Raw genomic sequence first — 23,962 nt, forward strand, 5'->3', positions numbered from 1 at the left:
CCGCCCTTGTCACCCCTGATGAGCCACGGTTTTCCTCCGCCGTTGTGGACCGCGGAGGGCGTTGTCAGTGGTCTCCCCTACAGTCGCCATCACTTGATCACTGCGGTGCGGGGAGGCACGCATGGGGTGGGTGACGGCCGGGGACTACGAAGTGGCCCTGGACGACGGGAAGGTGGTCTGCCGCAACGCGGCGGGGCGGCGGCTGAAGTCCGTGCCCGCGAAGCTGGCGGACGATCCGGCGGTGGTGGGACTGCGGCAGCTCGCCGAATGGCTGGAGCGGCACGAACGGCAGTGCCTGGCGGATGTGGAGCGGTGGTTGACCCGTTCGCTGCCGGTGCCCCTGGAGGTCCTCGCCCGCGTCTGGCCCGACCCCGCCTGGCAGGCGGCGCTGCGCGACCTGGTGGTCACCGGCGCCGACGGCTCGGTCGCCGGGTTCCTGCGGGACGCCGACGCCGAGCGCGGGCTCGGCCTGGTCGACCTCGACGGCGACACCGTGCGCATCGCTCCCGACCTGGTCCGGCTGCCGCACCCGGTGCTCCTCGAAGACCTGGAGGAGTTGCGGGAGTTCGCTGTCGAGCTGGGCGTCGAGCAGAAGGCCCAGCAGCTCTTCCGCGAGGTCTGGCACCGCCCTGCCGCCCTGGACGCGGAGGCCGCCCAGGTCGAGGAGTACGCGGGCGGGGTGTTCAAGGAACTGCGCTTCCTGCACGGCAGGGCCGCGCAGTTGGGGTACCGGGTGCGCGGCGGCCACGCGGTGTGCTCCGTGCTGGAGGAGGGCCGCGGGGTCGAGGCCCGGGTCTGGGTCGGCGACTTCGACGCCTACTACGAGACCGAGACCGGCCCGCTCGTGTGGACCGATCCGGCGGGCCGGACGCTGAAGCTGGGTCAGGTCGGCCCGGTCGCCTGGTCGGAGGGCATGCGCATGGCGGCGGCGCTGTACGCCGGGCGGGACATCGAGGACGAGGAGCGGGCGGCATGAGCACGTACGACGACACCACCACGGCCGCGCTGCTGGACGCCGGTGCGATCCTGCCGTCGGGCACCACCCGGCGCGAGGACGCCGACGTACTGACCGCCCGCACCTACACCCACCCCGCCCTGGACGACCGCCCGGTGGTGCGCCTGGTGCCGGGCACCCTGGGCGAGGCTGAGGACCTGGCCCTGGAGTTCCTCGGCCTCGCCCGGGAGCCCGAGGCTCCCGAGGTCGGTCAGGTGCGCCGGGAGACCCTGGGCTTCCCCGCCTGGGCGCTGGTCCACGACCCGGCCAACGGCCACCACGCGCTCGCCCTGGTCAAGGACGTCGAGCGGCTGGCCCGGCAGGCCAAGTCCAAGCCGGGCAACGCGAAGGAGGGCTTCGAGGCGCTCGGCGAGCGGCTGGGCCGCGCGGTCCCGCACTTCCTGCCGACCTTCTACGAGCAGGCCGCGCGGGTCTTCCTCCAGCACGAGAACACCACCTACGCGGCCGCTTTCTTCGGCAAGGCCCGCGAGGCCGAGCGGGTGCACGCCCTGGCCGTGGACGAGGAGCGGCAGCGGGCGGTGTTCCTGGAGTTCGCCTTCGCCGGAGCGCTCACGGTCAAGGCGCTCAAGGAGTACGTGAAGGACCTCGCCCGGCGGCTCGAACCTGCCACCGCCTGGGCGCAGTTCCGGCAGCTGACGGTGGAGCGCTGCGCGGCCGGGATGCCGCCGTACGCCTCGCTGCCGCAGGACGCGCGCGGGCTGGTCAAGGCGGCGGGGCTCGACCGGGTCGCCGAGGAGTGCGCCCTGGTCGCCGACCTGCTCGCCTCCCCGGCCGCCGTGCGGGCACCGGCGTCCTTCTGGAACGCCTACCGCAGCGTGCTGCCGGTCCTCGCCGGGCAGCGGCCCGAGGTCCGGGTGCGGCTGCTGGAGATCATGCCGGCCGGGCTGGGCCGGGAGGTGGCGGACGACGAGTTCTGGCTGGCGCTGCTGGCCGAGTGCGGGGCGGATCTGCTGCTCACCGACGACGGCGGGGCCGACGGGGACGTGGACGCTGCGGACTGGCTGAGCCGCTGGGCCCAGCACCGCAAGCACGGGTCGGCGCACTCGCACCGCTCCCCCGCGACACTGGCGCTGGTGGAGCGGATGGCGTCCCGGCTGCGGGCGGCCGGACGGCCCGTGGACCTCTTCACCGGGCGCTGGCATGCGGGGGCCGACCTCGATCTGCTGGACCTGTGCGTGGCGGAGGGCGTCGCGCTGGCCGTTCCGGACGCGGACACGCGTGTCCGTCTGCCGCTGGGCAGCTGGCTGCGCGACGAGCGGACCGGGCAGCGGGATCTGAAGGCCCTCGCGGCCGAATCCCGTTACCGGACCCTGCTGTTCGAGGCCGTCGAAGAGCTGGGCCGGGGTCAGGGGCCCGCGGTTCTGCCCCAGGTGGCCGCGCATCCGGTCCTCGGCGACGTCCTGCGGGAGTGGCTGCAGGAGGCGACCGCGGAGTTCGCCGCCGCGACCGGACTGCCCGGCGCCGACGCGAAGCTGGAGCGGCTGCGCCCCTTCCGGGCCGTGGTGCAGGACAGCCCGCTCGCCGTCCGACGGCTCACCGGGTACGACGTCGTCCCGGTCCTCGGCCGTACGCTCCGCGCCGGAATCCTGGACGAACTGGCCTGGCCCGCGCTGGAGGAGGCGCTGGAGCTGCTCGACTCCGAGGTGCGCAAGGACCAGGACAACGGGCTGTCGGTGACCGAGGCGTGGCCCGCGCTGATCCTGGCACGCGGTCACAAAGCGGTCGTGGTCGGCCCCGAGGGGGTGCTGCTCACCCACGACCTGCGGCTGCCGACGGACCTGGACCGCTGGCGGCGACCCCGGTTCCGTTACGTCGACGGCGAGTTGCTGGTGCTGTGGCGGGACGGTTCGAAGCAGCACGGCTACTGGTCGAACCGGCCATCCGAGGTGTTCCCGCTCGGCGGTGAGCAGATCCCCTCCTGGGGGCCGGCCATGGACGCGGCCCATGCCTCGATCCCGCTGCCCGGTGGCGGCCGGGCCACGGGCGGCCGCACCCTGCACGCCGGGGACACGGTCCTGCCGCCGAGCCGCCCGGTGCTGGGCGACGGCACGACCTACTGGCGTCAGGGCAGGCAGGGTCGGCAGTCGGTGTGGCTGGAGTACGACCCGGCGACCGGCGAGCACGGACGGGCCTCGCTGCCGGCGCTGCTGGCCTCGGCCGTCCGAGAGGACACCGCGCTGCTGCACGGCTCCTGCGAGGTGCTGCCGCTGCAACCCGGTCTTGAGCACAGCCCGTTCGGCACCGACGGCACGGTCCTCGGCCGGTGGGTGCGCACGGAGGGCGAGGGCACTGAGGCGCGGACCGTCGCCGGTACGCCGGACGGCCGGACGGCGACCCTGCGGGCGGACCGCAACGGCCGGGTTCCGGGGGTGCCGTTGGGCGCGCTGCGGCTGCCGGGCGGGGCCGAGCCGATCGCCGTGCAGATGTACCAGAGCATGGCCCTGCACGCGGGCGACGGCACCGAGCTCGGGCGGATGCCCTTCGGCGAGTCCGGCGGGGCGTACGCGGCCGGTACCCGGCTGGTACCGCCGGTCGCGTTCTGGCACGCGCTGCGCCCCCGCGACGAGCCGGGCTCGGACGTGCTGCGCGCGCTGACCGACGAGGCGGCCGGTGCGCTGATGCGGGCGACGGCGACGGCACTGGACGAGCGCCGGCAGGCGCTGGCCCGGGCCGGTCAGGACGACACGGCGAGGGCCGCGGTGCCGGCCGCCGACGACGTCGCCCTGGCCGCGGTGGCCCAGTCACTGCCCGGACTCACCGACCGGCGACTGCTGACCGGTGTCACCTCCCTCGTCCGGGCGGCGCTGCGGGTCGCCGAGTCGGCCGCGTCCCTGGCCACGCCCCCGAAGGAGCGGCCGCGACAGCCCCGGCAGCGGACAGACGGGATGTTCGCGGACTACTCCCCGGAGCACGGCGGGGACCGGACGCTGCACGACGCCGTCGCCGGAGTCGTGTCCCTGCAGAACGCATGGCAGAGCGGCTGGGCCGCGCTGCGCCAGATCCGCTCGGTGAACCACGTGCTGTCCGGCAGGCCCGCCGACGGCAAGCCGCTGCCGGGACACGAGCGGCTCGACGCCGTCGGCGACGGCTGGCTGAGCGACGAGCACACCGTCCCCGGCATCGGCGCGATCTGGCCGGCCGTCCTGGGCGCCCTGCGGCCGCTCGCCTACCGCGCCGCCTCACCGGCCCTCGCCGACGTCCAGCGCGAGCCGCTGCTCCTGCTGTTCGAGGCGCTGGCCGAGGGCCCGCTTCCCGGGCTCGGGACCACGCTCCGCGAGGTCATGCTGAGCGAACCGCACGACAAGCAGCAGCGAACCGGTCAGGTGCTGCGCCGGGACGGCCGTACGGTGGTGATACTCGGCTGCCAGAGCGTGGACGTCCGGCTGGACCAGGTCGAGTGGCTGGCCCTGGACCACGATCCGTCCGGGGCGTTCGGTGCCGTCGGGCACTTCACGCTGGTCCGGGAGACCCGGCACGACACCGGGATTCCGGCGGACCGGCTCGCGGCCCTGACCCGGCTGATCCGGGAGAAGGGCGCCGCGCCCTGGCGGCCCGAGGCTCCCGAGGCGCTGGTGGCCGCGACGCACGGCGGGCTCGGTCCGCTCCAGGCCACCGTGCTGCTGGCCGGCCATCCGCAGGCACCCGGCGCCGAGGGTCTCGCCACCATCGGTCTCAAGCCTCGCCAGCGCGGCTTCGGTGCCGAGCTGTTGAACTCACTGGGCCTGGACGAGCAGCGGGCGCTGCTCGGCGCGCTGCTGCCGGACGACCCGGCCGAGCTGTGGACGAGCGGCCCCGGCACGGCGGCCGCCGCCCGGCTCTGGGCCGAGCGCCTCGGTACCCTGGTGCGTCTGCCGGAGGACCTCAGCACCGATCTCGCCGGCATGGGCGTCGGTCACGCCGAGGCCGTGCTCAACCCCGCGCGGACCCCCTGGCTCACCCGTACCACGGTGTTCCGGCCCGACAAGGACGGCGACCTGACGGCCGCCGACCCGTCGGCGGTGCCCGGTTCGTATGCGCTGGCCGGGGCCGTGGAGAGCCTGGCGGCGCTCGCGTATCTGCTGCCGTACGGGCATCCGCTGCGGGCCGGGCTGACGGACGGGCTCACCGCGCTGCGCCGGCGGCTGGCCGACCCCGAACTCCTGCTCGACCTGGGCCTGGACTGGACGGAGAAGGGCGGCCCGACCTCCGTCCAGCTGCGCAAGGTCTTCGGCCTGCCCGAGTCCGGCGGCGCCGACGCCGACGGACTGACCCGGGCCGGTGACTCGCTGGTGCTGCGCCCCTGGTACTCGGAGACGGAGCACGTGATGGTCCGCCCGGCCACGCTGAGCGGACCGGACGACTCCGTCTTCGGGCTCCTGGAAGGACTGCTCGGCGAGGGGCGTACGCCCTGGCTGCGCGCCGTCCGGACGATCCTCGGCGACGACCTCGCCCGCGCCCTCGCGGCCGAGGGGCCCGCGGGGTACGCCCAGGACCCCACGGTCAGCGTGCCCACGCTGGTCACCGAGGTCGCTGCGGCCCACGGTCTCGGCGAGGACGCGGCGGCGCTCTACCTCCAGGTGCTGGCCCTGCCCGACCCGACCGACCGCAACTGCGCGCGCTGGACCGGCTGGAAACCCGCCCGGACGAAGAAGGCGCGCATCGAACTGGCGGCGAACGGCCCGGTCGTCGAGGCCAAGCGCCCGCGCGCCGGCCGCACTCTCTTCCTGCCCGGCGGCTGGCGCGACCTCAAGGCCCCGGCCCTGCCGGTGGAGACCTGGAAGGAAGCCCTGTACCCGGTCTCCGACGGCGACCGCACCCTGCCGCTGGTCCCGGTCCCGGAGCTGTTCGCCCGCGCCTGGGAGCGCGTACGGGCCGGGGACGCGCCCGCGTACGAGCAGCTGACCACGCGGGCCACCCGCGCCGGCCGCCGCCTATGACCCCGCTCCGCGCCGCCGCCCGCACGCGTACCGCAACCGGCACCACCACCCGTACCACCGCGAAGGACGACCACCGATGACCGCCAGTGCCGCTCCGCCCCGCCAGATCGTGCCGCCCGAGGACCGGTACGCCACCGAACTGGCCTTCCTCGCCGCCTACGACGCCGGACCCCGCCCGCCGGCCTGGCGGCTCACGCCCCGGGCCGTCGTCACCTTCGTCATGGGCAGCGGCGGCCAGGCGCTGCGGCTGCCCGACGGCGCCGAGGTACCGGCGGGAGTGCCGCGCCGGCTGGTCGTCGAGGTCAAGTTCGTCGGCGACCGGGCACTCGTCGAGCGCTGCGTGGTGACGCTCGCGGGTGAGCGGGGTCTGCTGCTGGTCGGCGAGCCCGGCACCGCCAAGTCGATGCTGTCCGAACTGCTGTCGGCCGCCGTGTGCGGCACCAGCGGGCTGGTCGTCCAGGGCACGGCGGGCACGACCGAGGACCAGCTCAAGTACGGCTGGAACTACGCCCTGTTGCTCGCCCAGGGCCCCAGCCGGCAGGCCCTCGTCCCGTCCCCGGTGCTGACCGCGATGTCCCGGGGCGCCGTCGCCCGCGTGGAGGAGGTGACCCGCTGTCTGCCCGAGGTCCAGGACTCCCTGGTGTCGTTGCTGTCCGAGCGGCGCATCGCGGTGCCCGAACTGGCGGGCACGGACGACGCGTTGGCGCATGCCGCGCCCGGCTTCACCCTCATCGCCACCGCCAACCTGCGGGACAAGGGCGTCTCGGAGATGTCCGCAGCGCTCAAGCGCCGCTTCAACTTCGAGACGGTGGGCCCGATTCCGGACCTGGACGCCGAGACCGCGCTGGTACGTGGCCAGGCCCGGGCGTCGGTGGAGCGGGCCGGGGCGCCCTTCCAGGTCGACGACGCGGTGCTCGAGGCCCTGGTCACCGCGTTCCGGGATCTGCGCGAGGGACGGTCGGCGGAGGGCTGGGAGGTGGAGCGTCCGTCCACGGTGATGAGCACGGCGGAGGCGGTGTCGGTGGCGGGCGCGCTGGCCCTGGCCGCGGCCTACTTCCCCGGGGACCGGGACGTCCTCGGCCTGCTCCCGGGTCATCTCCTGGGCGTCGTACGCAAGGACGATCCCGCCGACGCGGCCCGGCTGCGCGGCTACTGGGACGGACCGGTACGACGGCGCGCCGAACAGGGCTCGGCGACCTGGCGCACCCTGTGGGACCTGCGCACGGTCCTGGAGGCGTGACGTCGTGACCGACTCCCCCGAGGCGGCCCTCGCGGCCCTCACCGACCCTGCCGGGCCGTACCTGATCGGCGTACGGCACCACGCGCCGTCCCTGGCGGCGGCGGTGCCGACGCTGCTGGACGCGGCGAAGCCGGACGTGCTGCTCGTCGAACTGCCGGCCGAACTGCAGGAGTGGCTGCCGTGGCTGGCCCACGAGGACACCCGCGCCCCGGTGGCCCTCGCGGCGGCGCCGGCCGACGGCAGCGCCGGCCCGGCGTTCTATCCGTTCGCGGACTTCTCCCCGGAGCTGGCGGCGGTTCGGTGGGCCGCGCGGCGCGGGGTGCCGGTCGTGGCCTGCGATCTGCCGCTGGCGGACCGGGGATGGCGGGAGACGGAGACGGCGGCGCAGGGTCCGGGCCGGCTCTCGGGAGCCTTGCGTTCCCGGCTGACGGGCCGCCCGGGGGACGACCTCTGGGACCGGCTGGTGGAGGCGGCGGCGCCCGGTTCGCCACCGGAGGCACTGCGGCGGGCGGCGCTGCTGACGGGGTGGGCGTTGCGGGAGGAGTCAGCTGTTTCGCAGGTGGATCTGCGGCGGGAGGAGTGGATGCGTTCCCGGCTGGCCGAGGCGACGGCAGACGGTGAACGGGCCACCATGGTGGTGGGTGCCTTTCACACACCGGCTTTGGTAGCCGACCCAAGGGGCGCGGGGCTGCAGTCGATGTCCGGCTACCGCCGCGTGGGCGCGACCAGCCCCCACCCAGCCGCAGCCAAATGGACGACCTCCCTCATCCCCTACGCCTACGCCCTCCTGGACGAGCGCTCCGGTTACCCGGCCGGCATCCGCGACCCCGAATGGCAGCACATGGTCCTGGAGACGGCGGGCGATCCCCTTGCCCTGGAACACGCGTTGACCAGCGCGGCCGTCCGCATCTGCGCCGCACTCCGGCACCAGGGCCACCCCTCGGGCCCGGCCGACGCCCGGGAGATCACCCGCCTGGCCGGTGACCTCGCCCGCCTGCGCGGTCTGCCCGCGGCGGGCCGCGGTGAACTGGTCGAGGCGACACAGACCGTACTGGCCCAGGGCGAGCCCTACGGCCGGGGCCGAGCCGTCGCCCGGGCGATGGAGACCGTACTGGTCGGCACCCGCGTCGGCCGTCCCGCGCCGCAGGCGCCCCGCAGCGGTCTCACCCCGGCCGTCGAGGCCGAGCTCGCGGCACTCGGCCTGCCCGGCCCGGCGGACCGCGGCCCCGCCCGGGACCTTCGCCTGGACCCCCTCCGCTCGGACCTCGACCGCCGCCGTGAACTGCTGCTGCGCCGACTGACGTTGTGCTCGGTGCCCTACGCCGAGCACAGGCCGGTGAGCGGCACCGGCGGCGCCGACGCCCTCACCTCGCGCTGGGAGGTGCGCTGGACTCCGGCCACCGCGGCGATGCTGACGGCCGCCGGGGTCCGCGGGGTCACCCTCGTCCAGGCGGCCGAGGGCCTGCTGCGCGAGCGGAGCCGCAAGGAGCGCGAGGCGGACGGCCCCACGGCGGCGCAGGTGCTCGGCGGCCTGGAGCAGGCGGCCCACTGCGGTCTGCCCGGCCTGGTGGACGAGCGGCTCGGCGACACCGCCGCCGTGCTCCCGGACACCGGCACGCTGCCCGAACTCCTCAGCGGGCTGGCCCTGCTGGACCGGCTGCGGGCCGGTCATGTCGCCGGTCTCGACGGGGACGAGGACCGTACGGCGAGGGCGGTCGCCGTGGCCGAGCTGCTGACCGCGGCAGCGGTGCGCCAGGTGGACGGCCTCACCGGTTCCGAGGACCCGGCCGACGCCCACGCCCTGCTCGAACTCGCCCACCGTGCCGACCTGTTGGGCGGCATCCGGCTCGCCGACGCGCTGGCCTGGCTGGCCGCCGACGGCTCACCGTTGATGCGGGGTGCCGCCGGAGCCGTGCGCGTCCTGCTCGGCCAGGAGGACCCGGGGGCCTTCGGGGGCAGGGTCGCCTCCTGGGTGGACGGGGCCGTCGACGCCGAGTCACGGACCGCGCTCACCGCCCGGCTGACGGGGCTGCTGACGGCCGCCGGGCGGTTGCTGGAGGCGGCCGGACCTGCGTTGGAGCCCCTGGTCGGCCGGGTGTCGGAGCTGTCCGACCGGGACTTCCTCGACCGGCTGCCGGCCCTGCGCGGCGGTTTCGACGCGCTGAGCCCGGCCGACCGCGGCCGTCTGCTGGCCGGTGTGGAGGAGCGTCTCGGCACCGACCGGGTGGCTGACACCGGCACCATCGACCCGGCCGCGCTGGCCACCTGGACCCGCGCGGATCTCGCCGCCCGCGAAACCCTGCGCACGCTCGGCCTGTTGCCACCACCCCGGGAACGGGCGGCGCCCGAGCCGGCCGTCGCCGCCGCGCTCCCGGAGGACCACCGGCTGGCCCCCGCCGACCGCTGGCGCCTGCTGCTCGGCCGCCGCACCGATCAACTCCCCGGGCCGGCCCGCGCCTTGGCCACCGCACTGGACGAGTTGTACGGCAGCGGGCGCGGCGAGGGCAGCCGGGGCGACCTCGGCGGCGGGGGCGGCGGCCGTGAGGCGCCGTATCCCGGGGTGCGGGAGTGGTCGGAGGAACTGGCGGCGCTGTTCGGGCCGGGTGTCCGGGAGGAGGTACTGGCGGCGGCCGCCGCGACGGGCCGTCAGGACGTGCTGGCCGAGCTGGATCCGGACAGCGTGCGCCCCTCCGTGGACCTGCTGCGCTCGGTGCTGCGGCACGCGGGCGGGCTGCCGGAGGCCCGGCTGGCCGCGCTGCGCCCGCTGGTGCGGCGCCTGGTCGACGCGCTGACCAGGGAGCTGGCGACACGGCTGCGCCCCGCGCTGCACGGCACGGCGCTGCCGCGCCCCAGCAGGCGTCCGGGCGGCGGCCTCGACCTGCCCCGTACGCTGCGGGCCAATCTGGCCACGGCCCGCCGGGCGGCCGACGGCAGGGTCCAGGTGATCCCGGAGCACCCGGTCTTCCGGACCCGGGCCCGGCGCGCCGCCGACTGGCGGCTGGTCCTGGTCACCGATGTGTCGGGGTCCATGGAGGCGTCGACCGTCTGGGCGGCGCTCACGGCCTCGGTGCTGGCCGGTGTGCCCACCCTGTCCACGCATTTCCTGGCGTTCTCCACCAAGGTCATCGACCTCACCGACCATGTCGAGGATCCGCTGTCGCTGCTGCTGGAGGTCAGTGTGGGCGGTGGTACCCATATCGCGGCCGGGCTGCGGCACGCGCGTGAGCTGGTGACGGTGCCGTCCCGGACGCTCGTCGTCGTGATCAGCGACTTCGAGGAGGGCTATCCGGTCGGCGGGCTGCTCGCCGAGGTCAGGGCGCTGGTCGGGGCGGGCTGTCAGGTGCTGGGCTGCGCGAGCCTCGACGACTCGGGGCGGCCCCGGTACTCGACCGGGATCGCCGGACAGCTGGTGGCCGCCGGGATGCCGGTCGCCGCCCTCAGCCCCCTCGAACTCGCCCGCTGGGTAGGGGAGAAGATCGCATGAGCGTCGAACTGCCCGCGGTCGCCCCGGCGGTGACCGCCGAACTGGTCGCGGCTCTCTCGCCCCGGCTGCGCAAGCGGCTGGACGCGGGCATCGCCAAGCTGGCGGACCGCCCGGTCGGCCGGGACGGCGACACCGTGCGCATCACCGTCGACGACGAGGGCTCGGTGCTCGAACTGCACGCCCCCGAGGGCGTCGTGACCGACGTGACGGCCGTCCGCTGTGGCTGCCTGCTGGCCCCGGACTGCCTGCACCGGGCGGCGGCGGCCTCGGCGGCGCCGGTGGCCGACCCGGCCGCACCCGTGCCGACGGCCGACGCGGACGCGGCAGTGCCGGGAGTCGACGAAGCCGTGCCGGTACAGGGCGCCGGCTCGGTACTGGAGGCGCCGGTGGCCGACGTCTCCGAGACTGTCGGGAAGCAGGTGTCCGACTCGGCCGCACCAGAGACCCCCGCTCCCTCCTCCTCCGCCTCCGCCTCCGCCTCCGCCTCCGAGGAATCCGCGACACCCCCTCAACACGCCGCCGCCCAGGCGGTGTTCGCCGCCGCGGCCGCCGTGCTCGACGCCGGTACGGACGGTTCCGGCGCCGTGCTCCAGGCGGAGCTGCTGCGGGCCGCGCACGCCGTGCGCCTCGCGGGGCTCCCCCGGGCGGCCACGGCGGCGGTCTCCGTGGTCACCGCGTTGCGCGCGGCCCGTACGGCCGACCCGGCGTTCCGGCTCACCGAGCTCGTCGCCTCCCTGTCGGAGACCCTGTACGTGGGTTACCGCGTTCCGTTCGCGACGGGTCCGGACCTGACGGGGCTGCGCGGCACCGTACGGCAGCCGTACGCCCCGGACGGTTCGCTGCGGCTGTACGGCCTGTTCTCCGAGCCCGTGCTGACCGCGAGCGGCTACGCGGGTGCCGTCACCTGGACGGCCGACGCCGACGGCCGTCTGTACACGGTCTCGGACGTGGCTCCGGGCGGCGCGGGCCGGGCGGTGGGCGCCGCCGACCGTGCCGTACGCATCGGTGACACGGCGCTGACGCATCGCGAGCTGGCACGGGCGGGCCTCGCGGTGTCCGGGGCGACGGTGTCCCCGACCGGACGGCTGGGGGCGGGCGCGGGGGTACGGGCCGTGCGCGCGCCCGGTGCGGACTGGCGGGCCGAGCCGCTGGACCGGCTGTGGGCGGTGCCGGTGGCCGAACAGGTCGGGCGCGCCCTGCACGGCGGTCACGATCTGCTGTTCCTGGAGGTCACGCCGGCCGGCGTGGTGCGTGAGGCGGCCGGCGACGGTCTGCTGGCCGACTGTGGCGGCATGCCGCTGCGGCTGACGGCGGCGCACGACCATCCGGCGCTCCCGCACCGCGAGAACCTGCGGCTGCTGTCCGCCGCCCGGGGCAGCCGGCTGCGCGTGATCGCGCGTCTCGTGCCGGCCCCGCACGCCCGCGCGCAACTGCTCGCGGCCGAGCACCCGACGATCGCCGGGAGCCGTGTCGACCTGGGCCTGGACCGGCTCCAGCACGCGGATCTGCCGGCGCCGGCGCCGGCCACCGCCGTGCCCACGCCTGAGGAGGCGCCTCTGCACCTGTTGCGCCGCCGGGTCGAGCAGGCGGCTTCGGGCGGTCGGCGGGTGCTGGCCTTCCCGGGCGACGCGGCCGTGGACACCCGCCGTCTGTACGGGCACGGTCTCGCCACGGCCGGCGATATCCTCGACGAGTTGCTCGCCGCGGCGGCGGACCGCTCGCGCGACGTCTTCGGCCGCCTGCTTCCGGCGGACCCGGGCCGGTTCGCGCGGGCCTGGCTGACCGCGGCGCGCTACGCGGACGAAGTCGACCGTGCGCTGTGCGCCGCGGCCTGGGACGGGTGACCGGGCCGACGACCGGATGCGGGCCGCCACTCCCCCGTGCCGGCGGCCCGCACGACCGGAGTCGTCGAACCCGGTGTCGGTACCCGGTTGAAGCATGTGACAGCCGGCTGTCGCGTGGGTATGCGTACAACTGCGTAGGGGCAGGGGCAGAGAGGAACACGTGTTACACGGGCTGGACAGGGCCTACGAACGCCTCACCGGGCTGGCCGTGGCCGCGTTGCACGAGCGCGAGCCCGAACGACTGTGGCCACTGCTCGCCGACGCGCTGACCGACCTGTGCGGCGGCGAGACACTGATCTACAAGCTGGACGACTGGAACGAGGGCAACGGCACGCTCGGTATGTCGGCCGCTGCCGCCGCCGAGTTGGACCGGCTCGGCGGCGAGGCGCTGGGCGTGCTGCGCTCGGGCTACCCGTTCGCCCGCCACTACACGGCCGGCCTCGCGCGTACACCCGTCACGGCCCGGCGGCTCGCGGGCGAGGCCTGGCCGGCGAGCGAGACCGCGCGGGTCCTCGGCCGGGCCCTGGACCTGGACCAGGTCCTGGCGCTCCCGCTGCCGGGGACGGTCGCGCCGATCACCGGCTGCCTGGTCTACCGCTCCGGCGCGGACTTCACCGAGGACCACCTACGGACCGCCGAGCGCGCCCAGCCGCTGCTGGCCGCCGTCGAACAGCAGCGCCAACTGCTGGAGCAGTGGCGCCGGTTGGCCGCGACGGCCGGTGAGCCGGAGGAGCGGGCGGCGGACTGCGCGCTGACGCCCCGTGAACTCACCGTCCTGCTCCTGCTCACCGACGCCCTGACGGCGGACGCGATCGGCCGGCGCCTGGGCATCTCGGCCCGCACGGTGCACAAACACGTCGAGAACATCTACCGCAAACTGGGCACCCGCGACCGCCTCAGCACGGTCCTGCACGCCCAGCGCCTGGGCCTGGTGCCCACGCCCGACCGGTCAGCGGGCGGAAGGCCTTCGCCGGACCATGGGCGTGCGCCGGGCCATGTGCGTCCGCCGGTCCGCGGGCAGTCTCCGGACAGTGGGCGCCCGCAGGGCAGCGGCAGGCCGCCGGAGGATCACAACGGCCGGTAGTCCGAGAGCCATCCGGTGACCACCACGGCGGAGACCACGTCGCCGGAGGCCGCCCGGCCAAGCCACACCGACCAGGTTCCGTCGCCACCGGTGCAGAAGGAGACCAGGTCGCCGCCGGTCTTCTCGTCGGCGACCCGCAGGGTGCCGCTCCTGACCTCCTCGACGCCGTCGTCGCCGTCCCCGTCGAAGTGGCGCCGGAAGGCCGCGGACAGCGTGTCCCAGCCGGAGGCGTCGGCGAAGGAGCCCTGTGCCGCGTCGGTGCCGAATCCGTAGGCGTGGCCGTCCAGCAGCAGCCGGGGATCCTCGCCCTCCCCGAGTCCCAGCTCCCAGGTGACCGCCGGTTCGTCGGAGATCAGCAGTCGTATCAGGGGTTCTTCCGTCACGGGGAAGGGCTCGCCGTAGTAGTCGCCCTCGCCGACGAGCACGGCCGTCTGCAGGGGATATGCGCCGGGCGGGATGCCCTCGGTGAGTTCCCTGGGGGTGCCCGTCAGGGGGTCGGCGACCACCAGCCGGCCGCTGGGCACCCGGAGCGTGGTGATCTCCTCGACCCGGTCGACGGTCAGCTCGCCGCCCTCGTTCTCGGTGACGAAGGTGTCACAGGCGAACCGGTTGCCGGGCCGGAGGAGTTCCTGCACATCGAACTCCGGCCGATACGGCCGGGGCGCTCTCCACAGGGATGCCGGTGGCTCCTGTCCCTGGCCGGACTCGTCCGGATCGGCTGCCGGGGACTCGTCCTGGCCGTCGGCCGTACCGACCCCGAAGGCCTCCCGGGGAATCCACCACTGTGCTTCCGGCAGGTCCTGCCGGCCGTGCCGGGACGAGCCGGTGTCGCCCTGCTCCTCGACGATGTACTCGGCCTTCTCGCCGGGAGTCAGGTTCAGCGTGGTCCGCCAGGCGTCGCGGGCCCGGTCGGGCTGGTCCGGTGTGGCGTAGCGCCGCTCCACGACCTGCCGCAGGAACAGCCGGCCCGGTTCCAGCAGCCGCAGGTCGAACTCGCGGGTACGGCGCCCCGACTCGTCGTACATCCAGTGCCCGACATGGTGGTCGGACCAGGCCACGAGGTACACCGCCACGGGCTCGGTCCGTCCCGGCTCCCGGTGGATCACCACGTACGGTTCGCCCTCGTCGTCCCGCCGTCGTGCCCCCGCCGCCGAGAGCGGCCGGTACGGGCGGCGGGTCCCGGCGTCCCAGCCCTCCGCGTACGAGATGTCCACCGTGGTCATGTCCCCCACCCGTTCTGCCCTGATCCATCCGTACGACCGCTGTGGGAAAACCGTACCGACCGCCACTGACAACGCCGGGTCAAGGCGCCCGAGGGCCGCGATATTGCGTGGACGACGGCTCTGGCGACCCGGCAGAGTGGCCGCCCATGACGAGCAGTGAGCTGTGGAGCCGGGCCGAGGCAGACCGCTACGACGCGGAGGAGACCGAGATGACCTCGGCGGCCGTGCTCGGGCCGACCGTCGAGTTCCTCGCCGAACTCGCCGGCGGGGGGCGGGCGCTGGAGTTCGCCATCGGAACGGGCCGGGTCGGTGTTCCGCTCCGGGAGCGCGGGGTGCCCGTGGTGGGTATCGAGTTCTCCGAGCACATGGCGGCCGTGCTGCGCCGCAAGGTCGACGCCGAGACGCTGCCGGTGGTGGTCGGGGACATGGCGACGACCACCGTCCCCGGCGAGTTCTCCCTGGTCTATCTCGTCTACAACACGATCTCGAACCTGCTCACACAGGACGAGCAGGTCGAGTGCTTCCGCAACGCGGCCCGGCATCTGGCGCCCGGCGGCCGGTTCGTGATCGAGCTGGGGGTGCCGCCACTGCGGCTGCTGCCGCCCGGCCAGGTAGCGGTGCCGTTCGACGTCTCCGCGGGGCACATCGGTTTCGACACCTTCGACCTGGTCGGGCAGATCCTCGTCTCGCACCACCTCACCCGCGACGGCGAGGACGGCCGCTACCGCCGCGACGACTCCCGGCACCGCTACGCGTGGCCTGCCGAGCTGGACCTGATGGCCAGGATCGCGGGGCTCGAACCGGAGCGACGCGTCGCGGACTGGGACGGTTCCCCGTTCACCCAGGAGTCGCCGAAGCACATCTCCGTGTGGCACAGGCCGGCGTAGCCGGTGGAGCGCGGGGTCCGGCCGGCCCTGGGCTCGGCCGCGAGCATGGTGCGCGCCGTCACGACAGGTCGATGGGAGCGGGGTTCCACCGGTACCGCGCGTCGTCCTCGTCCTTGAGAAGAACTCCGGCCTGGGCCATCCGGTCGAGCAGGTCCACCAGCATGTCGCCCAGCGGATATCCGTCCATCCAGAACATCCGCTTCACCTTGGAGAACTTCTGGTCGCGCGGAAAGACGCCGAGGAAGACCCCGAGCCGAAACGCCGCGACGTCGTAGTCCAGCCAATCGGCCAGCACGTCCCTGAGTTCCGCGCTGTCTCCCACTGCGTTCTCCTCGTCCGTTCATCGAGCACCACGTGCCCAGGATCTCAGCAGCGGAAGTTCACCTCGTTCTCCGTGTCCGGTCGCCGGACGACCCGTACGAGCGGAGCCAGGTCGGGCTCCGACGCGGCGGCGTCGAGCGCCTCGCGCAGCGCCTCGTTGTTGGTCGGGCGGGCCGCTTCCAGCAGGGCGAGGCCCTCGTCGGAGACGTTGGTGTAGATGCCCCGCCGGTCGGTCGGGCACAGGTAGCGGGAGAGCAGACCCCGGTCCTCCAGGCGCGTGACGAGCCGGGTGGTGGCGCTCTGACTGAGGACGACGGCGTCGGCGACCTGCTTCATCTGCAGGTGGCCGCCGTCCCCGTCGTGCTGGCGGCTGAGGACGTCGAGCAGGGAGTACTCGCGCACGCTGAGGCCGTGCCCTGCCTGCAGGGCGCGCTCGACATGCGACTCGATCCTGCCGTGCAGCAGGGACAGCGCGCACCAGCCCTGAGCGAGGGCGGTGAGCGCGGGGTCGGTGGCGGTCATGTGGCACGTGTCCTTCCGTGAGGGCCCCGGAGCCCTTTCAGAGCCTCCCGAGAGCCCGGCGATGCGTACACCACTATACCGCGTTTGCATTTAACCCGCGTATGCAATTATTGTGGTCGCTCGTAAGGCGCTACCGCAACGTCCCCTCGGAAGGTTACTTCCATGCCTCTCGCGCTCCTGGCCCTCGCCATCGGGGCCTTCGGCATCGGCACCACCGAATTCGTCATCATGGGTCTGCTGCCCGATGTCGCCGCCGACTTCGGCGTCTCGGTGCCCACCGCCGGATTCCTTGTCACCGGCTACGCCCTCGGCGTCATGTTCGGCGCCCCGCTCATGACGGTCCTCGGCACCAAGATCTCCCGCAAGAACATGCTCATGCTGCTCATGGGCCTGTTCATCGTGGGCAACGTCATCTCGGCCGTCGCCCCCGTCTTCGCCGTCATGCTCCTCGGCCGTGTGGTCGCCTCACTGGCCCACGGCGCGTTCTTCGGCATCGGCTCCGTCGTCGCAGCCGAACTGGTCGCCCCCGAGAAGAAGGCCGGCGCCATCTCCATGATGTTCACCGGCCTGACCGTCGCCAACGTCGTCGGCGTGCCGCTCGGCACGTTCGTGGGGCAGAGCGCCGGCTGGCGCACCACCTTCTTCATCGTCGCCGCGCTCGGCGTCGTCGGTCTCGCCGGCATAGCCAGGCTGGTGCCCGACATGCCCAGGCCGGAGGGCGTACGTCTGCGCCACGAGGTGGCCGCGTTCAAGAACGTCCAGGTGCTGCTCGCCATGGCGATGACAGTGCTCGGCTTCGGCGGGGTCTTCGCGGCCATCACGTACATCGCGCCGATGATGACCGACGTCGCCGGTTACGCGGAGTCGTCCGTGACCTGGCTGCTCGTCCTGTTCGGCCTCGGCATGGTGGCCGGCAACCTGACCGGCGGAAAGCTCGCCGACCGCAGGCTGATGCCGATGCTCTTCACCGCGCTCGGCGGCCTGGCGGTGGTCCTGGCACTGTTCACCGCCGGTGCGCACAACAAGGTCACGGCCGCCGTCGCCGTGTTCCTCATCGGAGCCCTGGGCTTCGCCACGGTGCCGCCGCTGCAGAAGCGTGTACTGGACTACGCACACGGGGCACCGACCCTCGCCTCCGCCGTCAACATCGGTGCCTTCAACCTCGGCAACGCGCTGTCCGCCTGGCTCGGCGGCATCGTCATCGCCTCCGGCTTCGGCTACACCTCGCCCAACTGGGTCGGCGCGGTCCTCGCCGCCGCGGCCCTGGTCCTGGCCGCCGTCTCCAGCACCCTGGAGCGCCGTTCCCCCGAACGCCACTCGCCCGTCACCGCGCCGCCCCGGGCGCCGGCCGCGACGGAGCGGCCCGTAGCCGCGGACCGCTGACCGTGCGACCGCTCACCGCGCGCCACTGACCGCGCGCCGACGGCGCACAGCACAGACCATCGACTACGTACCCACAGACCATCCCCCCATCGCCCCCGTCACCATCGGCGATCAGCAAGACCGACAAGAACAAGGGAGAACATCGTGACCTCCATCCCCACCGTCACCCTCAACAACGGCGTCACCATGCCGCAGCTCGGCTTCGGCGTCTTCCAGGTCCCGGACGAGGAGACCACCGCCGCCGTCGCCGGCGCCCTGCGGACCGGCTACCGCAGCATCGACACGGCCGCGATCTACGGCAACGAGCGCGGCGTGGGCCAGGCGCTCGCCGACTCCGGCATCGCCCGCGACGAACTGTTCATCACCACCAAGCTGTGGAACTCCGACCAGGGCTACGACACCACGCTCGCCGCCTTCGACGCCTCCCTGGACAAGCTCGGCCTGGACCACGTCGACCTGTACCTCATCCACTGGCCGACCCCGGCCCGTGACCTGTACCTCGACACGTGGCGTGCGCTGGAGAAGCTGTACGCCGACGGGCGCACCCGCGCCATCGGCGTCTCCAACTTCCAGCCCGCGCACCTGGAGCGCCTGCTCGGTGCCGCCTCGGTCGTCCCGGCCGTGAACCAGATCGAGCTCCACCCGGGCCTCCAGCAGGCCGAACTGCGCGCTTACCACGCCCGGCACGGCATCGCCACCGAGGCCTGGAGCCCGCTCGCCCAGGGCGCCGTCCTCAAGGACGACGCGGTCACCACGATCGCCGCCGCGCACGGCAAGAGCCCGGCCCAGGTCGTCCTGCGCTGGCACCTGCAGATCGGCAACGTGGTCATTCCCAAGTCGGTCACCGAAAGCCGTATCCGCGAGAACTTCGACGTCTTCGACTTCGAGCTCGGCCCGCAGGAGATCGACGCGCTGACGGCGCTCGACCGCGGCATGCGCACGGGCCCGGACCCCGACACCCTCAACTAGCCGACCGGGGCCCACGCCCCACCGAGAACGACTCCTCCTTCGTACCCCCCACACGCAGTAACGCAGATTGAGGCACCACCATGAGCATCCGCTCCCTCCTGCCGGGCCGTATCGGCTTCGGCACCGCACCGCTCGGCAACATGTTCCGCGCCATCCCCGACGAAGAGGCCGCCGCCACCGTGCAGGCCGCCTGGGACCAGGGCATCCGCTACTTCGACACCGCACCCCTGTACGGTGCGGGCCTGGCGGAGATCAGGCTCGGCGACGTCCTCGCCGGCAAGCCGCGCGACGAGTACGTCCTGTCCACCAAGGTCGGCCGGGTCATCCTCGACGAGGTCGAGGACCCCGCGAGCCGTGAACTCGGCGAGAAGGGCGCGCTGTTCGAGCACGGCCGCCCCAACAAGATGGTCAACGACTACAGCGCCGACGCGACGCTGCGCTCCGTCGAGGACAGTCTCAAGCGCCTCAGGACGGACCGCCTCGACATCGTCTGGGTGCACGACATCGCCCAGGACTTCTACGGGGACGACTGGATCGGCATGTACGAGAGCGCCCGCACCGGTGCGTTCCGCACCCTGACCCGGCTGCGCGACGAGGGCGTCATCAAGGCCTGGGGCCTCGGCGTCAACAAGGTCGAGCCGCTGGAGATGACGCTGGACCTGGACGAGCCGCGCCCCGACGCGTTCCTGCTGGCCGGCCGCTACACGCTGCTCGACCACTCCCGCGCCCTCCAGCGCCTGCTGCCCGCCGCGGCCGAGCAGGACGTCGACATCGTCGTCGGCGGCCCCTACAGCTCCGGCATCCTCGCCGGCGGCAGCCACTTCGAGTACGCCGAGGCGCCCGCCCACATCGTCGACAAGGTCGGCCGGATCAAGGCGCTCGCGCAGCAGCACGGCATCGGCATCAAGTCCGCCGCCCTCCAGTTCGTGCTGGCCCACCCGGCCATCGCCGCGGTCATCCCCGGCGCGACCCGGCCCAGCCGTATCGCCGAGGACCTCGCCGCGCTCGTCCAGGACATCCCGTACGGCTTCTGGAAGGCCCTGCGCGAGCAGGAGATCATCGCGCACGACGCGCCGGTCCCCCTGAAGGACGCGTCATGACCGCCGCCCACGTCGCCCTCGACGTGCCGCAACCCGCCGACCGGGTCTGGCAGCTCATCGGCGGCTTCGGCTCCCTGCCCGACTGGCTGCCGTACATCACGGAGAGCCGGCTGAGCGAGGGCGGTCGGCTGCGCACGCTGACGAACGCCGAGGGCGGCGTCATCGTCGAACGCCTCGAAGCCTTCGACGAGGCAGCCCGCGGTTACACCTACTCGATCGTGCAGGCCCCCTTCCCCGTCACGGGCTACCGCTCCACGCTTCAGGTCGTCGACCGCGGCGGCGACGGATCCCGGGTGGAGTGGTCGGGCACCTTCACCCCGGACGGTGTCACCGACGCCGAGGCGACCGCGCTCTTCGAGGGCGTCTACCGGGACGGCCTGGCGGCCCTGGCGGAGACACTCGCCGCCTGACCGGTACGGGCCACAGCCGACGAGGGGGGCCGGGATCCCAGCGATCCCGGCCCCTCGGTCGTTTTCCATGGTGGAGCCGTCCCCCTATTGAGTGGCGCGTGCGCTGTGGTCCTGCCAGCATCTGCGGATGCTCACCCTTACCGATGATCTTGGCAACCTCTCCTACGTCGTCGCCGGCGACGGGCCGCCCGTCGTCCTCGTGCACGCCGGCGTCGCCGACCACCGTATGTGGGACGCGGTCGTGCCCGACCTGGCGAAACGGCACACCGTCATCCGGTACGACCTGCGCGGTTTCGGTGAATCCGCAGCACCGACCGGCCCGTTCAGCGAGACCGACGATCTGCGCCGTCTCCTGGACCACCTCGGCCACGAACGTGTCCGGCTCGTCGGCGCGTCCTGGGGCGGCCGCGTGGCCGTGAACTTCACCCTCGCCCACCCGGACCGGGTGCACTCCCTGGCGATCTTCTCCCCGCCGTGGCCGGGATACCACTGGTCCGCGGAAATGGTCGCGTACGACGAGGCGGAAACGGCGGCTCTGGCCACGGGCGACCTGGACGCCGCCGTCCGTGTCAACCTGGACATGTGGCTGCGCGGGCCGGCTCGACGTTGGGAAGACGTCCCCGCCGGACTGGCCGACCAACTCCGCGGCCCGCTGCGGACGTCGCTGGTGAACCAGGACGTTGTCGGGGAGCACTCCCAGGGCGCCGCGCCCGGCGACATCACCGCCATCTCGGTTCCCACCCTGGTCGGGATCGGCAAGCTCGACGTCGCCGACTTCCAGGACATCAGCCGGCGCTACGCCTCCGAGATCCCCGATGCCACCCTGGTCGAGTTCCCCACGGCTGCTCACCTCATCGCACTGGACGCGCCCTCCGAACTCACCGCGCAACTCGGCCCGTTCCTCGCCCGCTAGCGGACTTTCCAGCAGGCGCTCCGCTCATCCCAGGAAGCTCAGTCTCACCTGACGGTTGACATTGGAGATGTTGGTGTCGACCAGGCACACCGACTGCCAGGTCCCCAGTGCCAGCTGGCCGTCGATCACCGGAAGGGTGGCGTGCGGGGGCACGAGGGCCGGGAGGACGTGGTCGCGCCCGTGGCCGGGGCTGCCGTGCCGGTGCTGCCAGCGGTCGTCGGCGGGAAGCAGGGTGTGCAGGGTGGCCAGCAGGTCGTCGTCGCTGCCGGAGCCGGTCTCGATGACCGCGATCCCGGCCGTCGCGTGCGGCGTGAAGACGTTCAGCAGGCCGTCGCGGCCGGACGCGGCCTCGCGCAGAAAGGCCTCGCAGTCGGCGGTGAGGTCGACGACCCGCTCGCGGGTCCCGGTGGCGACCTGGAGCACTCGTGTGGTGAAGGCATCCGGCATTCCCCCATCCTCGCCCATCCTCGCCCGGTCGCCCGCCCCGCAGGGCCGCCGGTGCGGGCGGCCGGGCCGGGAAGATCCCCGGCCGGCCCCCTGTTGGTAGAAACGTGAACAACGTGCGCGAGGTCGAGGTAGTCGTCATCGGCGCTGGTCAGGCGGGTCTGTCCAGCGCCTATCACCTGCGGCGCACCGGTTTCGAGCCGGACCGCGACTTCGTGGTCCTGGACCGCTCCCCCGCTCCGGGCGGCGCCTGGCAGTTCCGGTGGCCGTCACTGACGTACGGCAAGGTCCACGGCATGCACGCGCTGCCGGGCATGGAGCTGACCGGGGCCGACCCGGCGCGGCCGTCCGCCGAGGTCATCGGTGAGTACTTCGCGGCCTACGAGCACACCTTCGACCTGCGGGTACGACGGCCCGTGAACGTCCGCGCGGTCCGCGGGGGCGAGGGCGGACGGCTGCTCGTGGAGACGGACGCCGGGGACTGGTCGGCGCAGGCGCTGATCAACGCCACCGGCACCTGGGAACGGCCGTTCTGGCCGCGTTACCCGGGCCAGGAGACCTTCCGCGGGCGGCAGTTGCACACCGCGCAGTACGCCGGGCCCGAGGAGTTCGCCGGGAAGAAGGTGGTGGTGGTCGGCGGCGGGGCCTCCGGCACCCAGCATCTCCTGGAACTCGCCCCGCACGCGGCCGCCACCACCTGGGTCACCCGGCGGCCGCCGGTCTTCCGTGAGGGTCCCTTCGACGAGGGCGCGGGCCGGGCCGCGGTGGCGCTGGTGGAGGAGCGGGTACGGCAGGGGCTGCCGCCGAGGAGCGTGGTCTCGGTGACCGGGCTGCCCCTCAACGATGCCATCCGGCAGGGCCTGAGGGACGGCGTCCTGGACCGGCAGCCGATGTTCGACCGCCTCACTCCGGACGGGATGGCATGGAAGGACGGCCGGCATGTCGACGCCGACGTCATCCTCTGGGCGACCGGTTTCCGCGCCGCCCTCGACCATCTGACGCCGCTGCGGCTGCGCGAGCCGGGCGGCGGGATCCGCGTCGAGGGGACCCGTTCGGTCGCGGATCCCCGGGTCCACCTCGTGGGGTACGGCCCCTCGGCCAGCACCATCGGCGCCAACCGCGCGGGCCGCGAAGCCGTCCGGGACATCAGACGGCTGCTCACCGGGAAGCCGGTCGCCGCGTGACGCGCGATGCGTGTCAGCTGGACGGCTGCGACACCTGCGGCGACTGCTGGGCCTTGTTCTTCCGCTCCGCGTTGAACTCGGTGACATTGCGCTGGTGTTCGGCGTAGTCGGCGGTGAACCGCGTGTCCCCGGGCTTGACCGTGACGAAGTACAGCCAGTTGCCCGGCGCCGGGTTCATCGCGGCGCGCATGGCGTCCTCACCCGGGTTGTCGATCGGGCTGGGCGGCAGGCCCATGCGCTGGTAGGAGTTGTACGGGTTCTCGATACGGGTGTCGCCCACCGTGGTGTCGAGGGTGCTGCGGTGGAGGCCGTAGTTGAGGGTGGAGTCCATCTGCAGCGGCATGCCGCTCTGCAGCCGGTTGAGGACGACCCGGGCCACCTTCCCCATGTCGGCCTTGTTCGCCGCCTCGGCCTGGACGATGCTGGCGATGGTCACCGCCTGGTAGACGTTCATCGCGTCGCGCTGCGCGCCGGCCGCGATCGGCGCCCCGCCGAACCTCTGGTTGGCGGTGTCGACCATGAACCGCAGCACGGACTGCGGGGTCGCGTCCTTCGCCAGGGGATAGGTGGCCGGGAAGAGATAGCCCTCCGGGTTGCCCTCGGCATCGCCCGGCAGCTTCAGGCCCGCGGTGCCGACGGCCCCCTTGGTGCTGCCGGCGGGGAGGGCGAGCGCCTTGTCGACGGCGTCGTAGATCTGGGACGCCCGCCAGCCCTCCGGGATGACCAGGGTGGCGGACCTGGCATCCGCGCCGTGGATCAGGGACAGCAGCGGCACCGTCACGGCGGCGCCCGCCACGACGATGCCGGCCACGCCGAGGAGGAGCCGGCCCCGGCGCGTCAGCCGGACCGCCTTCCGCCGCGTCGCCCCCGGCCGGATCGTGTTCCGCCGGACCGCGCTCCCTCGGGCCGCATTCCGTCGCGGAGTGTTCATCTGCATGCAGGAACGTTAGCCCGCATATCATCACAAACCCGACATATCGACAGCTTGTCGACCCCACATTGCCGACTTCGCGTCGGCGAGTT

General features: G+C 73.6%; 18 protein-coding genes. 13 read left to right on the forward strand and 5 right to left on the reverse strand.

Features of this window, described 5'->3' with window-relative positions; genetic code table 11:
• Window positions 1-121: 121 nt before the first annotated feature.
• From ACGFZQ_RS33970 to ACGFZQ_RS33995, 6 genes are all read left to right on the forward strand, one after another.
• Complete coding sequence (locus ACGFZQ_RS33970; protein ID WP_393843564.1) at window positions 122-976, forward strand: DUF4132 domain-containing protein; 855 nt, start codon at window positions 122-124, stop codon at window positions 974-976.
• Complete coding sequence (locus tag ACGFZQ_RS33975; RefSeq protein WP_393843565.1) at window positions 973-5,931, forward strand: hypothetical protein; 4,959 nt, start codon at window positions 973-975, stop codon at window positions 5,929-5,931. The genes ACGFZQ_RS33970 and ACGFZQ_RS33975 overlap by 4 nt, the downstream gene beginning before the upstream one ends.
• 76 nt (window positions 5,932-6,007) lie before the next feature.
• Window positions 6,008-7,171, forward strand: coding sequence for an AAA family ATPase (locus ACGFZQ_RS33980; RefSeq protein WP_393843566.1), 1,164 nt, complete (start codon window positions 6,008-6,010; stop codon window positions 7,169-7,171).
• A gap of 4 nt (window positions 7,172-7,175) precedes the next feature.
• Window positions 7,176-10,655 carry a DUF5682 family protein gene (locus ACGFZQ_RS33985; protein WP_393843567.1) on the forward strand — a complete coding sequence of 1,160 codons (3,480 nt, stop codon included), beginning with the start codon at window positions 7,176-7,178 and terminating at the stop codon, window positions 10,653-10,655.
• Window positions 10,652-12,499 carry a hypothetical protein gene (locus ACGFZQ_RS33990; protein ID WP_393843568.1) on the forward strand — a complete coding sequence of 616 codons (1,848 nt, stop codon included), beginning with the start codon at window positions 10,652-10,654 and terminating at the stop codon, window positions 12,497-12,499. The genes ACGFZQ_RS33985 and ACGFZQ_RS33990 overlap by 4 nt, the downstream gene beginning before the upstream one ends.
• A 160-nt stretch (window positions 12,500-12,659) precedes the next feature.
• The gene (locus ACGFZQ_RS33995) at window positions 12,660-13,583 is read left to right on the forward strand and encodes a LuxR C-terminal-related transcriptional regulator (protein WP_393843569.1); all 924 of its coding nucleotides are present in this window, start codon (window positions 12,660-12,662) and stop codon (window positions 13,581-13,583) included.
• Here ACGFZQ_RS33995 and ACGFZQ_RS34000 read toward each other — a convergent pair.
• Window positions 13,568-14,806 (reverse strand): DUF4241 domain-containing protein, encoded by a 1,239-nt coding sequence (locus tag ACGFZQ_RS34000; protein WP_393843570.1) that lies wholly within the window; start codon window positions 14,804-14,806, stop codon window positions 13,568-13,570. The genes ACGFZQ_RS33995 and ACGFZQ_RS34000 overlap by 16 nt on opposite strands.
• Window positions 14,807-14,952: 146 nt before the next feature.
• Here ACGFZQ_RS34000 and ACGFZQ_RS34005 point away from each other — a divergent pair, with 146 nt between their 5' ends.
• Window positions 14,953-15,693 (forward strand): class I SAM-dependent DNA methyltransferase, encoded by a 741-nt coding sequence (locus ACGFZQ_RS34005; RefSeq protein ID WP_393843571.1) that lies wholly within the window; start codon window positions 14,953-14,955, stop codon window positions 15,691-15,693.
• A 58-nt stretch (window positions 15,694-15,751) separates the two neighbouring features.
• Here the strand turns inward: ACGFZQ_RS34005 and ACGFZQ_RS34010 are convergent, their stop codons facing one another.
• Window positions 15,752-16,015, reverse strand: coding sequence for a hypothetical protein (locus ACGFZQ_RS34010; RefSeq protein ID WP_351742393.1), 264 nt, complete (start codon window positions 16,013-16,015; stop codon window positions 15,752-15,754).
• Between the two features lie 44 nt (window positions 16,016-16,059).
• Complete coding sequence (locus ACGFZQ_RS34015; RefSeq protein WP_393843572.1) at window positions 16,060-16,536, reverse strand: MarR family winged helix-turn-helix transcriptional regulator; 477 nt, start codon at window positions 16,534-16,536, stop codon at window positions 16,060-16,062.
• 162 nt (window positions 16,537-16,698) lie between these two features.
• Here ACGFZQ_RS34015 and ACGFZQ_RS34020 point away from each other — a divergent pair, with 162 nt between their 5' ends.
• The 5 genes from ACGFZQ_RS34020 (at window position 16,699) to ACGFZQ_RS34040 (ending at window position 21,311) form a co-directional block, all read left to right on the forward strand.
• Complete coding sequence (locus tag ACGFZQ_RS34020; protein ID WP_393843573.1) at window positions 16,699-17,919, forward strand: MFS transporter; 1,221 nt, start codon at window positions 16,699-16,701, stop codon at window positions 17,917-17,919.
• A gap of 186 nt (window positions 17,920-18,105) precedes the next feature.
• Window positions 18,106-18,888: an aldo/keto reductase gene (locus ACGFZQ_RS34025; protein WP_393843659.1), complete on the forward strand. Its 783-nt coding sequence runs from the start codon at window positions 18,106-18,108 to the stop codon at window positions 18,886-18,888.
• Between the two features lie 80 nt (window positions 18,889-18,968).
• Window positions 18,969-19,988 carry an aldo/keto reductase gene (locus ACGFZQ_RS34030; RefSeq protein WP_393843574.1) on the forward strand — a complete coding sequence of 340 codons (1,020 nt, stop codon included), beginning with the start codon at window positions 18,969-18,971 and terminating at the stop codon, window positions 19,986-19,988.
• Window positions 19,985-20,398, forward strand: coding sequence for an SRPBCC family protein (locus tag ACGFZQ_RS34035; RefSeq protein ID WP_351742380.1), 414 nt, complete (start codon window positions 19,985-19,987; stop codon window positions 20,396-20,398). The genes ACGFZQ_RS34030 and ACGFZQ_RS34035 overlap by 4 nt, the downstream gene beginning before the upstream one ends.
• 127 nt (window positions 20,399-20,525) lie before the next feature.
• A complete protein-coding gene (locus tag ACGFZQ_RS34040; protein WP_393843575.1) occupies window positions 20,526-21,311 on the forward strand; it encodes an alpha/beta fold hydrolase in 786 nt (261 codons plus the stop codon).
• A gap of 24 nt (window positions 21,312-21,335) precedes the next feature.
• On the opposite strand, the gene ACGFZQ_RS34045 is transcribed toward ACGFZQ_RS34040, so the two are convergent.
• Window positions 21,336-21,758, reverse strand: a complete 423-nt coding sequence (locus ACGFZQ_RS34045; RefSeq protein WP_393843576.1) for a secondary thiamine-phosphate synthase enzyme YjbQ — start codon at window positions 21,756-21,758, stop codon at window positions 21,336-21,338.
• A gap of 104 nt (window positions 21,759-21,862) precedes the next feature.
• Here ACGFZQ_RS34045 and ACGFZQ_RS34050 point away from each other — a divergent pair, with 104 nt between their 5' ends.
• A complete protein-coding gene (locus tag ACGFZQ_RS34050; RefSeq protein WP_393843577.1) occupies window positions 21,863-22,939 on the forward strand; it encodes an NAD(P)-binding domain-containing protein in 1,077 nt (358 codons plus the stop codon).
• Between the two features lie 13 nt (window positions 22,940-22,952).
• Here ACGFZQ_RS34050 and mltG read toward each other — a convergent pair whose 3' ends face one another.
• Window positions 22,953-23,876 carry an endolytic transglycosylase MltG gene (gene mltG / locus ACGFZQ_RS34055; protein ID WP_393843578.1) on the reverse strand — a complete coding sequence of 308 codons (924 nt, stop codon included), beginning with the start codon at window positions 23,874-23,876 and terminating at the stop codon, window positions 22,953-22,955.
• Between the last annotated feature and the right edge of the window lie 86 nt (window positions 23,877-23,962).

This window comes from Streptomyces sp. NPDC048254 (genome assembly GCF_043201895.1).
Lineage (GTDB): Bacteria > Actinomycetota > Actinomycetes > Streptomycetales > Streptomycetaceae > Streptomyces.